Below are 13,525 nucleotides of genomic sequence, written 5' to 3'. Positions count from 1 at the left end.
TCAACCTCTGTAACTTTTTATAAGGCTGAAAAGAACGAACACTTTATCATCTTCATGAATTTTTTTATTATTGATTAAAATATCTAGATTTTTAAAAAGTTCTTGGCTTTCTAGGTCTAGATGAAAATTCTCCTCTGTGTTCAACTTGTTTAAAATAACTATTAATTTTCTAATTAAATACTCATTATTGTTACCAGGAAAGTTGAAAACCTCACTTAATTGAAAGTCGGAAGATCTATTTCTAAAATTATTAATATTTTGATTTATATTTTTTTCTAAATCATGAATATAAATGTTTTCTCCATTAGCTCCCGAAATTATTTGTGGAGCATGAGTGGCTATAAAAAAATGACATTGTTTAAATTTTTGAAAGACATTGTTTAGAAAGTTAATAACCTGACTTTGCCATTCAGGATGTAAGTTAATCTCAGGTTCATCTACACATATAATTGAATCATTTTCTAGGAATATTAGTAAGAATAAACCGAGAGTTAAAAATGATGTTTCACCAGAACTAAGATCTCGATATGAAATTTTTTCGCCTTTTTTTATAAAATTAATTTTTTTGATTTTCCACAGATCTAAAGCTATACCATAACCCACTGCTGAAAATGTTTTTAAATCTCTAGCCATAGGAAAATAATAATCAGTTAATTTATTATTATAAAGATTAATAGCAATTTCTTTAAGAATTTCATGATTTTCAGTTTTATTTTGAAAGGCTAACATTTTTTCATTAAATGCATTAATGAAAATATCTGATGATTTTTTATTTCGATTAAAAGTAATATGGATGTTCTTTTCGAAACCTAAGAAATCTAAAACTTTCTCTAATAAATAAGCACGGTGAGGGTCTTGTTTTAATTTTAGAATTAACAAAGGTATAAGATTTTGTATATTCCACTCTTTAAATTGCATTAGTGGCATATTGTGAAATAACTGTTTTTCAATCGCTAAATGCACTAACTCTTGATCCATTAGTCCATGCAGAGCATTACAGTAAGCATAATTTTTTAATATATTCTTATTGTTTGCGTAGCATAAATAACCAAAAGTTTTATCGTTATTAAGCTGAGGAAATTTATGATACATAGAGTTAGAAAAAGCAAGAACATATTTTCTTTCCTCAACTCCTCGCATTACTAAACTATTTAGTAAGCGACTTTTTCCACTACCATTTTTTCCTACAAGAACAGTAAATATATTTTTTTCTGTTGAAGTAATTTCATCACTATAAAAAGTATAAGTTTTTCCACTACTGTTATGCTTATGAATAAAAGCCATATCGTAAAATATAAAGGGCTGAATAATCAGCCCTTTATACTACAAATTTGGTTAAATTAACAACACATTAAAGCGCTGCAATTTGCTCCATATTCGCTTTAATCTTCGCTAATTGATCAGCGAACTCAGCAAGTTTCACTTTCTCGCCTTCAACCACAGCCGCAGGTGCTTTTGCCACAAAACCTTCGTTAGAAAGTTTGTTGGCAATTTGGTCATGCTGTTTTTGAACCTTGTCTAAGTCTTTTTGCAAACGACCCAATTCCGCTTTAGGGTCAATTAAGCCCTTCATTGGAACGAATACAGACACATGACCTACAACAGAAGAAGATGACAATGGCGGTTGTTCAGCATCGCTTAGGAAGGTAATGCTTTCAACTTTAGCCAATGCTTTAAACAACGGTTCAATACGTGCGATTTGCGCTTTCTCGCTATCCGTCGTGTTTTGAAGCAGAACAGGCAACAAGCGAGCATTACCTAAGCCCATCTCACCACGGATATTACGTACCGCACCAATCAAACCTTGAAGCCATTGCATATCAGCTTCAGCTTGTTCATTAATTAACGCTTGGTCAGCAACAGGATACTGCGCCAGCATAATCGTTTCGCCAGAAATGTTTAACTTCGGCGCAAGCGTTTGCCAAATTTCTTCTGTTAAGTAAGGCATTAATGGATGTGCCAAACGTAAAGATGCTTCCATCACAGAAAGAAGAACACGACGCACTTCAGCTTTACGCTCAACCGATACGTTTTCATCATTCAGAACAGGCTTAGTCAGCTCTACATACCAGTCACAGTATTCATTCCAAATGAACTCGTAAATCGCTTGTGCAGCCAAGTCTAAACGGTAGGTTGCAAATGCTGTTTGCACTGCTTGTTCCGCTTTTTGTAGACGGCTCACGATCCACTGTTCAGGCAATTCCCAAAGGTCTTGACGCACCTCTTGACCAATCACTTGCTCTTCGCAGTTCATCATCACGAAACGAGTTGCGTTCCAGATTTTATTCGCAAAGTTACGGTAACCTTCAACACGTTTCATGTCGAATTTAATGTCACGACCTGTGTTTGCAAGCGCACAGAATGTGAAACGAACTGCATCTGTACCGTAAGATTGAATACCTTCAGGGAATTCTTTACGTGTTGATTTTTCAATCTTCGCTGCTTGTTTCGGGTTCATCAAACCTGTTGTGCGTTTTTGTACTAAAGTTTCAAGATCCACACCGTCAATCAAATCTAATGGGTCAAGTACGTTACCCTTAGACTTAGACATCTTCTGACCTTCGCCATCACGAACCAAACCGTGTACATACACAGTTTTAAACGGCACTTGTGGCGTACCATCTTCATTTTTCATGAAGTGCATCGTAAGCATAATCATACGCGCAACCCAGAAGAAGATGATGTCGAAACCTGTTACAAGAACATCAGTCGGGTGGAACGTATTTAAGAAGTAGTTTTCTTTATCTTTCGCTTCGTCACCCGTCCAACCTAAAGTTGAGAACGTCCAAAGACCCGATGAGAACCATGTATCAAGTACATCTTCATCTTGATCTAATTGAACATCGGCAGGAATGTTGTTTTTCTCACGAACTTCAGCTTCATTGCGACCTACATATACATTGCCTTCTGCATCGTACCAAGCAGGGATGCGGTGACCCCACCACAATTGACGAGAGATACACCAGTCTTGAATGTTATTCATCCACGCCATGTACATGTTGCTGTACTGCTCAGGCACGAACTTAATACGACCATCTTGAACCGCTTCAATTGCAGGTTTCGCAAGTGGTGCAATCTTCACATACCATTGGTCTGTTAATAACGGCTCAACGATTACACCTGAACGGTCTCCACGAGGTGGTTTCAACGTGTACGGTTGAATTTGGTCTAACCAACCTTCAGCTTCCGCTTGTTCTACTAACTTTTTACGTGCTTCAAAACGCTCTAAACCAATGTAATCTGCTGGCGCAGGAATGGTTTTAGAAATTTGCTCACCCGCTTTAGCGATATATTCAAACTCAGCCAACACTTCAGCATTTTTGTTGAAGATGTTGATGATTGGCAATTCGCAACGTTTACCCACTTCATAGTCATTGAAGTCATGCGCAGGGGTGATTTTTACACAGCCTGTACCGAATTCTTTATCAACATATTCATCTTTAACGATAGGAACCGCACGACCTGTGATTGGTAGGATGATGTTTTGACCTACAAGATGCGCATAACGTTCATCATCAAGTGCAACAGCAACCGCTGTATCACCTAATAAGGTTTCAGGACGAGTGGTTGCAACAACGATGTGATCTTTACCATCGTAGGTACGAAGTGATTTGTCTTCAAAGAAGTATTTGAAGTGCCACAATGAACCTTGTTCTTCTTTATCAGACTCAACTTCAAGGTCAGAAAGGGCAGTTTGTAATTTAGGATCCCAGTTAACAAGGCGTTTACCACGGTAGATCAAACCATCTTCGTGAAGTTTTACAAACACTTCTTTCACAGCATTTGATAAACCTTCATCCATGGTAAAGCGTTCACGTGACCAATCAACAGACGAACCTAAACGACGAATTTGACGGGTAATATTACCGCCAGATTGTTCTTTCCATTCCCATACTTTTTCGATGAATTTATCACGACCCAAGTCATGACGGCTTACGCCTTGCGCACCTAACTGACGCTCTACAACCATTTGCGTTGCGATACCCGCATGGTCAGTACCTGGTTGCCAAAGCGTGTTAAAACCTGACATACGCTTATGACGTGTCAAAGCATCCATGATGGCATTGTTAAAACCATGACCCATGTGCAAGCTACCAGTGACGTTTGGTGGCGGAATCATGATACAGAAAGACTCGCCTTTTTCAGACGGCTTAAAGTAACCGCGTTCTTCCCAAGTTTGGTACCATTTTTTCTCGATCTCGGTCGGATCGTAGGTTGTAGCAATATTTTGCGCTGAATCAGTCATAGTTCGAACAGATCAAAAGTAGATAAAAAATTGCATCTATTGTAGCAAAAAAAATGCATGGAGAGGCACGTTAAGCAAATGCATTCTCGTTTCAAATCCCACACAATCGAACAGTAATTGATTTTGAATAACACTAAAGCCAGCGTCAACTCGCGGAATCGGCCTGACAATAAAGGATAACAATCGCATGACCTATACTATTTCTTTGCGCTTACAACCTGAAACTTATCAGCAATATCAAACCATTCACCAAAAACTCAATGCAGGAGATCGTGAAGCGCAAGCTAAAATTCTTGGAGATAATCTGTCCAAAATTGCTTGTGAGATTATTGATCAAGCCTTTGGCACACTGGTCAAAGATTCTAATGCAAAGGATCAAGACTCAGCAAAAGTATTGAAACAAGTGCAAGATGCAATCTTGAAATACATGCCTTGGTCGGTATCATTTTTTGGTAATGATCGCTTAATGCCTATGGTGAATCATGTACAAAGTTTGATGTATGAACAAGATGGAAAATACTATATTTCATACCCAGTTGAAAAAGTTATTGTGAATGAGTTACTGGGCTGTGCAGAACGTATGCGTGAAGGTCAAAATCAATATGTTGCTCCTGGCTTAAAAGCCTTCACTAAAGTGGTTGATCAAGGCGTTACGAGCTTAATTCGTGAACCTAAAAAAATGCTGAAATTTAATATGGTGGTGGATAAAACCTTAAATGGTGTGATCAGTCTGACCACAGGATTAGGGTATAAGCGATTTGAAAATTTAAGCAAAATTCATGATGCACAAAGTATCGTGAAGTACTTTGACCATTTTCTGGTTTTTCTTGATAATGAAGGACAGCAAAAAGCAAAATTAAATGCTTAAACCATAAGGATAAAGGGAATGGCAAAGTTGGAACAGCTTGATCAGAAAGTGGTGTGGATTACAGGTGCATCATCGGGTCTTGGTAAAGCGTTGGCTGCTGAATGTGCCAGTTTAGGGGCACAGGTTATTTTGACGGCTCGTCGTTTTGAAGAGCTGGAAACGGTAAGGCAGTCTTTGGCACACCCAGAACGACATATTTCCATTAAAGCGGATATCACAGATGAATCACAAGTTCGTCATGCTTATGAACAAGTTCTCCAACAAAAAGGACGTATTGATTGGTTAATCAATAATGCAGGTCTATCACAACGTGCATTAATTAAAGACACGACCATGCAAACTGAACGTGCGATCATGGAAGTTGACTATTTCTCTCAAGTCTTTTTAACCAAAACGGTTTTGCCGACTTTTCAGCAACAAAAGTCAGGACGAATTGCCTTTATCTCAAGTGTCGCTGGTTTATTGGGCACACAATATCGTGCGACTTATTCGGCAGCCAAAGGTGCGATTCATATGTGGGCGAATAGCTTACGTGCTGAAGTTGCGCAAGATGGTGTGGGTGTCTCGGTAATTTTCCCAGGATTTGTGAAAACCAATGTATCCTTTAACGCTTTAAACGGTGAGGGAAAGCCCCAAGGTTATCAAGATGAGGCCATTGAAAATGGTTTAGAAGCAGAGGAATTTGCTAAACAAACCGTACAGGCATTATTGAAAGGGGATGAGTATATTGTCGTGGGTGGGGCAAAAGAAAAATTAGGCGTCTTTATTTCACGGTTATCACCAGCAATACTGTATCGAATGATCCGAAAAATGAAAGTAAAGTAATTTTTAATGATCGTGACCCGCGTATCGATGAGAAAAATTTTATCAACTATGTCTGGTTTTCTATCTCAATGATCATGCGAGCGATAAGGGGTTTGAAGACTCCTCAAGCAAAGTGTACGGCTTGAGTGACTACTACATACCTGTAAAGAAGAAGAGAGACTTTTAGTCTCTCTTTTGTATAGCAGTTCCGTAAGCGAATACTTCAACCATTCCACCTTGAAGACCTAAATCTGTGGTGCTGAGTCTTAACCCTAAGATTTCAGTTGCGCCCATTTTTTCTGCTTCAAGTTTAAGTCTAACAATAGCTTCACGTCTTGCACGTTCAACAATACTTTCATAACTGCGTAAGCGTCCACCAAAGAAATTTTGGATTTGCGCAAGTACAAACTTAAAATAATCATGCGAAATCACAACATTACTGCTGATCATTTGTCCATGGTTTTCAGAAGTTTTAAAACGCTGACTATCTAACTTGATATAAGCTAAGCGCGCTTCTTGTTCATCAAGTTGCTTAAGATGCTTTTGTTCATTATAGCGACCAAATCCAAATCCAATACAAAATAGGATGAGAAAGATGACCACCTGAAAAATGATACCATCCATAACGAATCCTTAAGAGGTGAATGGATCAGGAATTTTAGGTGCATTCGGTGTGACATACACAGCTGTGCCATAAACAAATAATTCGGAAGCACCTTGGGTAATATTGGAAGTTGAGAAACGAATTCCGACAATCGCATTCGCCCCTAAGCCACGTGCTTTATCAATCATACGATTCATTGCTTCTTGACGAGACTCTTCAAGTAATTCCGTGTATGCAGTGAGTTCTCCACCGACGATATTCTTAAGTCCTGCGAGTAAATCACGCCCGACGTGTTTACTTCTGACGGTACTGCCATATACCACGTCAAATTGTTGTTGAATTTGATGACCAGGTACAGATTCTAAATTACTTAACAGCATGTGATTGAAGTCGTTATAAAAAGGATAATTAATGACAAAATATCAGTATTTGGGACAATAAAAAAGCCCACCGAGGTGAGCTTTGTTTAAACAAAAAATTACTTCTTGTCGTATTTTAAATCTGAGCTTGAAGGCTGATAAATCACTTGATCCGTAGTATTGGTTTTTAAGCCACCACCGAGTGATTTATAGAGCTCGATTTGGTTGTTAAGGTTCGCTTGTTCAAGCAGCAATAAACCTTGCTCAGCACTATACGATGTACGTTGCGCATCTAATACAGTTAAGAAACTGTCAATACCAGCGCGGAAGCGGGCATTTGAGAGTTTGTAGGTTGTATTGGTCGCATCAACTAAACGGCGTTGTGCAGTTAAACGTTCACCGATATTTTGACGCACTGCCAAAGCATCATTCACTTCACGGAACGCAGATTGAATTGATTTTTCATAATCAGACAATGCAATCTGTTGCTGTGTTTCAGAGACTTTAATATTGGCACGACGTGTACCCCAGTCAAAGATTGGAATATCTAGACTAGGACCAACAGACCAAACAAAAGCGCCAGACTTAAATAAATCACTTAAGTCTGTTGATGCATAACCTGCTGAACCTGTGAGGCTAATGGTTGGGAATAAACGCGCTTTTGCAGCACCGATATTCGCACCAGCCGCACTCAGCTGATATTCAGCCGCTTTAACATCTGGACGGTTGTTGAGTAGATCACTTGGCAAACCAGCCGCAAAAGCAGTGGTTGATGTCACACGTGTGATTCTCTCTTTAGGCAATAAATTGTCAGGTAGTGGTTGACCTACAAGGAGGTTTAACGCATTAACCGCTTGTGCAATTTGAGTCTTGTATTCAGCAACATCGCCACGTGCCGTTTCAACAGAAACTTGAGCCTGACGAAGCGGAACTTCACTGTCGATTCCCACATCAAAACGTTTTTTGTTGAGATTGTAAGATTCAAGTTGAGCTTTCAGCGTCTGTTCAGCGAGCTTAAGATTCGCTTGCGCATATGAGTAAGCCAACCAAGCTTGAGCTGTTTGGCTAATCAAGGCAATTTGAGTGGCATCACGTGCGCTTGCAGTTGAAAGATAAGTGTCTAGGGCATTGTCTTTCAAACTTCTAACACGACCCCAAAAATCAATTTCATAAGCCGTTAAACCTAAATCTACATTATAGGTTGTTACTGGGCTTGGCGAATTGATCGTGTCTTGTCGTAAAACACCACCACTTGCACCAATCGTAGGCAATTGATTGTTTTGGCTGATTTGAAATTGTTGACGTGCTAATTCGATATTTAGCGTTGCTTTACGAAGATCGCGGTTATTTGCCAAGGCTAAATCCAAAACTTGGATTAAGCGTTGATCTACAAAAAAATCCTTATAACCTTGCTCCGCAATAGATGGACCAGAAGCATTGCCAAGATAACTTCCTGGAATATTGGCTTGAGTGACCGGTTCTGGACCACGCATGCTTTGACATGCTGTCAAAGCAAGCGCAATTGCAGATACCGCAATGCTACGACCTGTAATAGACCATACGTTTTGCATCACGAAATTTGCTCCTGTTTATTTTGTTTTGGTTTTGTTTTAAAGATACTTCGGATCCATACATAGAACACTGGAATAAAGAAGATCCCTAAAAGTGTTGAGCTGATTACACCACCAAGTACACCATAACCCACGGAATGTTGACTTCCTGCACCTGCGCCAGAAGCGAGAGCTAGTGGAAGAACACCAAAACCGAAAGCCAATGTGGTCATAATGATTGGACGCAAACGCATTTTCGCGGCATGCAAGGTTGCTTCGAAGAGTTCTTCACCTTGATCTTGAAGCTCTTTCGCAAACTCTACAATCAAGATCGCATTCTTCGCGGACAAACCAATCACGGCAATAATCGCCACTTGGAAGTAGATGTTATTTGAAAGGTTTGGATCTTTCAAAATAATCATTCCCAAGAATGTTAAGGCAAGTGCACCAACAATACCCAATGGCACAACCATGAGTACAGAGAATGGGATAGACCAACTTTCATATAAGGCTGCCAAGCAGAGGAAGACAATCAATAACGAAAGAGCATAAAGGAATGGTGCTTGTGCGCCAGACTCACGTTCTTCAAGAGATAAACCAGTCCATTCGTAATCGAAGCCTTGTAAGCCCATTGAAGGAAGCTTCGCAATGATTTCTTCAACCGCTGCCATTGCATCACCCGAACTCACACCTGGAGCTGGAGTGCCTGTAATGTTCATGGAAGAAACGCCGTTATAACGCTCTAAACGTGGTGAACCATAAGTCCATTCGCCTGTTGCGAACGCTGAGAATGGAACCATCGTACCTTGGTTATTGCGGACATACCACTTGTCTAAGTCTTCAGGCATCATACGAGAGCTCGCTTCACCTTGGACATACACTTTTTTCACACGACCACGATCGATGAAGTCATTAATGTATGAACCACCCCATGCCATACCCATCGTACTATTGATTTCAGCAATGCTGACTCCCATAGCACCTGCTTGAGCATGATCGACGATGACACGATATTGAGGCGTATCTTCTTGTCCGTTAGGACGAACACCTGTTAAGCGCTGATCTTGAGAAGCTAAGCCGAGTACAGCATTACGTGCTGCTAATAATTGCTCGTGACTTTGACCTGCAGCTGCTTTTAACTGTAGGTTAAAGCCTGCACTCACGCCCAACTCCGGCATTGCTGGAAGTTGAAGAGGCATGATATAGCTGGCATCTTTCACAATCATATTCAGTGCCATACCACGTTGGATAATTGCACCGACCTGAGATTCAGGAGAGGTACGGTCTTTCCAGTCTTTCAACTTAATGAAGGCAAGACCCGCATTTTGACCAATACCCGTGAACGAGAAACCAGCAACACTAAATACAGATTCAACATGTTCTTTCTCGTTGTTGAGGAAGAAGCCTGTCATTTGATCAATTGTTTTGCCAGTGCGTTCAAGCGTTGCATTTGGTGGTAGCTGAACGAGTGTCATCACCACACCTTGGTCTTCATCTGGTAAGAATGAAGAAGGAAGGTTGACAAATAACCAGCCCATCACAGCAATCACAACACCATAGACCAATCCTGCAAATAGCTTGGCATGTGTTAAACGGTTTACGCCGTTTTGATATTTCACCGAAATTTTGTCAAAACCATTGTTAAACCAACGGAAGAAACGGGCAAAAATGTTATTGCTTTGAGGTTTGTTGGCATCATGTTTTTTCAACATGGTCGCACACAATGCAGGGGTAAAGGTTAATGCAACAATCAATGAAAGAATCATTGCTGTAACGAGCGTGATAGAGAACTGACGATAAATTACACCTGTCGTACCCCCCATGAATGCCATAGGTACGAATACTGCAGTTAAGACAGAGGTAATACCAATCAATGCACCAGAGATCTGTCCCATCGACTTTTCAGTCGCTTCCACAGGTTCAAGGTGCTCTTCTGCCATCACACGTTCAACGTTTTCTACGACGACAATCGCATCATCCACCAGAAGACCAATGGCGAGAACCATAGCGAACATGGTTAATGTGTTAATCGAGAATCCGAACATGTTGATCACAGCAAATGTACCCAATACAACCACTGGAACAGCCATTGTTGGAATAATGGTTGCACGCCAGTTTTGTAGGAACAAGAACATGACCAAGAATACGAGGATAATTGCTTCAATTAAGGTTTTCACAACACTTTTAATTGAGAGCTCAATAAATGGTGTTGTATCAAATGCAAGTTTGTCCACCATACCTGTTGGGTAATTTGGACGTAATTCTTTTAAACGATCTTCAATCGCTTGGGCTGTATCTAATGCGTTTGCACCCGTTGCCAAACGAATCGCTACACCACCTGCAGGTTGACCATTAAATTTAGAGTCAAATGCATAATTATCTGCACCTAATTCAATTTTAGCGACATCACCTAAACGAACTTGTGCACCATTTGGTGAGTTCTTAAGGAAAATATTTGAAAATTGTTCAGGTGTTTGTAAAAGACTTTGAGCAGTTACAGTCGCATTTAAAACTTGACCTTGTACAGAAGGTGCACCACCTAACTGACCTACCGCCACTTGCGCATTCTGAGTTCTTAATGCATTTGCAATATCACTCGGTGTAACTTGCAGGTTGGCCATTTTGGATGGGTCCATCCAAATTCGCATAGCATATGAACCACCAAATACTTGCACTTCACCCACACCAGTCACACGGCTAAGTGGTTCAGAGATATTTGAGTTTACATAGTCTTTAATGTCATTTGCATCTAATGCATCTGACTCAGAATAAAACGCAATAACTTGTAAGAAGCTTGCGCCAGACTTGGTAACTTTTAAACCTTGACGTTGTACGTCTTCAGGCAAAAGTGCAGTCGCTGATTGAAGTTTATTTTGAACTTGTACCTGTGCAATATCAGGATCGATACCTTGTTCAAAGTTTAGAGTAATGGAAGCTTGTCCATTACCAGCACTGTTAGATGAGATGTAACGTAACCCATCCAAGCCATTCATTTGTTGTTCAATAATTTGCGTTACTGTGTTTTCTACAGTTTCAGCAGATGCACCCGGATATGTTGCAGAAATCGATACCGTTGGTGGTGCAATCGTTGGGTATTGCGCAATTGGCATCTTGGTGAGGGATAAAATACCCGCCAACATGATGACCAATGCAATCACCCAAGCGAAAATTGGGCGATGGATAAAAAAGTGAGCCATTCAGTCTACTCCTTATGCATTTGAAGTAGCTTTTTGTTCAGATTGAGCTGCTGGCTTTGCTTGTTGACCATCTTTGCCGGCTTGAGGTGCTGCAGCTTGAGGTTGATAAGGTTTAGCTACAACTTGTTGTTCAGGTTTAACTTTCGCCACACCATCTACAATGACCTTGTCACCTGTATTTAGACCTTTGGTCACAATCCAATCTTTACCTTGCACACCTGCAGTCTCAATTGGACGTACTTCAACTGCACCTTTCGCATTCACGATCATCGCAGTCGCTTGACCTGTTGGTGTACGGGTCACAGCCGCTTGAGGCACTAAAATCGCATTAGGAATTACACCTTGCACAATTTGAGCATTAGTGAACATTCCTGGCAATAATAATTGATTCGGATTTGAGAACACAGCACGTAGGGTAACTGTCCCTGTTTCTGGATTTACACTTGCATCAGAGAATGCAAGATTACCTTCAATAGGGTAGATGCTGCCATCTTCAAGTTTTAAACGAACTTTAGTATTGTTGCTGCGGTCGATGCTGCCTTGACTTAACTGTTGACGTAAACGAAGAAGCTCAGCACTTGATTGGTTGATATCGACATAGATTGGATCAAGCTGTTGGATTGTTACCAATGCTTCAGGTTGATTAGCCGTTACCAATGCACCTGCAGTCACACTAGAGCGACCTGATTGCCCTGAAATTGGTGAGCGAACAGTAGAATAACCTAAGTTAATCTGCGCATTTTTCACCGCTGCTTCTGAAGCTGCAACATCTGCTTGTGCCAATTTTACTTGTGCTTGTAGATCATCAAATTCTTGCTTAGACACAGCATTGATACCGACAAGTTGGCGATAACGGTCAGCTTTAACTTGAAGCGCATTGAGATTGGCTTTTTGACGAACTAAGGCTGCTTTTGCACTGTCTAGGTTCGCACGGTTGGTATTTGCGTCAATTTCGTACAGAGGTTGTCCTTCACGCACAAAACTACCTTCAGCAAACAGACGCTTTAAAATCACACCGCTTGCTTGCGGACGTACTTCAGAAATTTGATAGGCTGAAGTTCGACCCGAAAGCTCGACAGTTTGTTCAACACTTTGTGGTTGAGCAACGATGACACCAACTTCAGTTGGCGGCATTTGCTGTTGTGCAGCGGCTTGCTCTGCATCTTTTGGATCTTTGCTACAACCCACAAGTGCAATACTTGTTGCAAGAGCACAAGCAGTGAGGGCAGGGGCCCAAAGCTTTGCCGACATCATTATTCCACCTCGTTAGATTTTTCTCTAAAAATAATTGTTTGCTTTGCTATCCGTTGTGATAGGACTAACCACAGTATAGTCAGCCATATCAACGCAATACTCCAACCTGCAACAACATCTGTCGGGTAATGAGCACCGAGATAAACCCGTGAAAAACCCATGCCAACAAACCATATACAGGCAGCGACGAAAATGATTCTACTTTGATGATGGTTTCGAAAGATCATGATCATCAAACCAGCAATCACTGCTGCATAGAGACTATGTGCGCTTGGAAATGCGGCTCCATAAGTTTCAACGATTTGATAAATTGCATTTGGACGAGGTCGGTCGAAAGCATATTTGAGTAACCAGCCAAGACAGGCACCACCAACGAGACCAAGTGAGATAAATAGACAGTTAGCATATTGTTTTAATCGCCATTGCTGTAAGGTCCAAATCGCCACGCACATCAGCATGATCGGTAAACCGCCAACATGAGACAATAAAACCGCAATTCCATCTATGAGGGGATTGCGGTGTTGACTCATCCATGAAACAGCAGTGAGATCGAGCTGTTGTATCGTTGGAATATAGATTCCTATACTACTTATCGTTATTCCTAAACAACCTATTAAAATCAGTAAGTAAGGCATATAAAATA

At 40.6% G+C, this 13,525-nt stretch carries 10 protein-coding genes; 2 read left to right on the top strand and 8 right to left on the bottom strand.

The window, feature by feature from the left end; genetic code table 11:
* Together AC1M9A_RS05750 and AC1M9A_RS05745 are read right to left on the bottom strand one after the other, a co-directional pair.
* Complete coding sequence (locus AC1M9A_RS05750) at window positions 1-1,284, bottom strand: AAA family ATPase (protein WP_481609814.1); 1,284 nt, start codon at window positions 1,282-1,284, stop codon at window positions 1-3.
* 67 nt (window positions 1,285-1,351) lie between these two features.
* Window positions 1,352-4,246, bottom strand: a complete 2,895-nt coding sequence (locus tag AC1M9A_RS05745) for a valine--tRNA ligase (protein WP_481609813.1) — start codon at window positions 4,244-4,246, stop codon at window positions 1,352-1,354.
* 187 nt (window positions 4,247-4,433) lie between these two features.
* Between AC1M9A_RS05745 and AC1M9A_RS05740 the strand changes: the two genes are divergently transcribed.
* Together AC1M9A_RS05740 and AC1M9A_RS05735 are read left to right on the top strand one after the other, a co-directional pair.
* Window positions 4,434-5,114, top strand: coding sequence for a hypothetical protein (locus AC1M9A_RS05740; protein WP_481590626.1), 681 nt, complete (start codon window positions 4,434-4,436; stop codon window positions 5,112-5,114).
* Between the two features lie 18 nt (window positions 5,115-5,132).
* On the top strand, window positions 5,133-5,939 hold the full coding sequence (locus AC1M9A_RS05735; protein ID WP_035266703.1) for an SDR family NAD(P)-dependent oxidoreductase: 807 nt from the start codon (window positions 5,133-5,135) through the stop codon (window positions 5,937-5,939).
* Between the two features lie 162 nt (window positions 5,940-6,101).
* Here AC1M9A_RS05735 and AC1M9A_RS05730 read toward each other — a convergent pair whose 3' ends face one another.
* The 6 genes from AC1M9A_RS05730 to AC1M9A_RS05705 form a co-directional block, all read right to left on the bottom strand.
* Complete coding sequence (locus AC1M9A_RS05730) at window positions 6,102-6,542, bottom strand: YbjQ family protein (protein WP_092766865.1); 441 nt, start codon at window positions 6,540-6,542, stop codon at window positions 6,102-6,104.
* Between the two features lie 9 nt (window positions 6,543-6,551).
* Entirely contained in the window at window positions 6,552-6,902 is a 351-nt protein-coding gene (locus AC1M9A_RS05725) for a YbjQ family protein (protein WP_092766864.1), read from the bottom strand.
* Between the two features lie 98 nt (window positions 6,903-7,000).
* Entirely contained in the window at window positions 7,001-8,452 is a 1,452-nt protein-coding gene (gene adeK, locus AC1M9A_RS05720) for a multidrug efflux RND transporter AdeIJK outer membrane channel subunit AdeK (protein WP_481609858.1), read from the bottom strand.
* Entirely contained in the window at window positions 8,452-11,628 is a 3,177-nt protein-coding gene (locus AC1M9A_RS05715) for an efflux RND transporter permease subunit (protein WP_035267851.1), read from the bottom strand. Before AC1M9A_RS05715 ends, adeK begins: the two co-directional genes overlap by 1 nt.
* 12 nt (window positions 11,629-11,640) lie before the next feature.
* Window positions 11,641-12,882, bottom strand: a complete 1,242-nt coding sequence (locus AC1M9A_RS05710) for an efflux RND transporter periplasmic adaptor subunit (protein ID WP_035267853.1) — start codon at window positions 12,880-12,882, stop codon at window positions 11,641-11,643.
* Complete coding sequence (locus AC1M9A_RS05705; RefSeq protein ID WP_035267854.1) at window positions 12,882-13,517, bottom strand: phosphatase PAP2 family protein; 636 nt, start codon at window positions 13,515-13,517, stop codon at window positions 12,882-12,884. The genes AC1M9A_RS05710 and AC1M9A_RS05705 overlap by 1 nt, the downstream gene beginning before the upstream one ends.
* Between the last annotated feature and the right edge of the window lie 8 nt (window positions 13,518-13,525).

Source organism: Acinetobacter sp. ANC_7634 (assembly GCF_056779875.1).
Note: the sequence above shows the minus strand (reverse complement) of the source record. Positions and strands in the feature narration are given on the sequence as shown.